General features: G+C 45.4%; 1 protein-coding gene. It reads right to left on the reverse strand.

The annotated features are described in order from the left end of the window. Positions 1-766: amidohydrolase family protein (locus ACTXGO_RS15260; RefSeq protein WP_443575114.1), on the reverse strand; the 766-nt coding region annotated here is incomplete at both ends.

The raw sequence follows: 766 nt of genomic DNA on the forward strand, positions 1-766 counted from the left end.
AAGATATTCATCATGTTACCGTTGCCCGCTGGATACCAAGGATCATTGATAGAATCTTGACCAAAAGAGATGTTGATACCATTTTCCCAAAATTCCTTCACTCGCGTGAGACCACGACGTTTAGGATAAGTATCTTGGCGACCTTGCAAATAAGCGTTTTCGGTAGGCAGCGCAATAAAGTTCATTTGCGATTGCTCAAATAGTCCCATCATACGAAACGCATAAGCATCGTCTGCTGAACCAAATGAACAGGTATGGCTAGCCGCCGTACGCGTACCGATACCTTCAATCATCACCAAAGCATTTAATAATTGCACGTGCCGACTCATTGGATCGTCAGTTTCATCACAATGCACGTCGATAAGCTTGTCATACTTAAGCGCAAGCTCAACCGTTTTACGCACAGAATCTTGACCGAACTCGTATGCCCATTCAAGATGTGGAATACCGCCGACGCAGTCCGCGCCCATCTTTAGCGCCTCTTCCATTAATTCAACAGCCCCTTTATAGGCGTACATACCCTCTTGCGGGAAAGCGACAATCTGAATAGTGACGTTGTCTTTTAGCTCTTCGCGCAGCTCCAGCATTGCTTTGAGTCCAGTCAAATCAGGATCACAGACATCAATATGGGTACGAATGTATTGCACCCCTTTGGACACCTCTTCTTGAATACCTTTTAGCATTCGAGATTTAGCATCTTCAAAAGTTTGCGTCTTTTTGACATCGTGCCAGCGAGCAATACCTTCGAACAAGGTACCTGTGGCGT

Source organism: Psychrobacter sp. T6-1 (assembly GCF_052258445.1).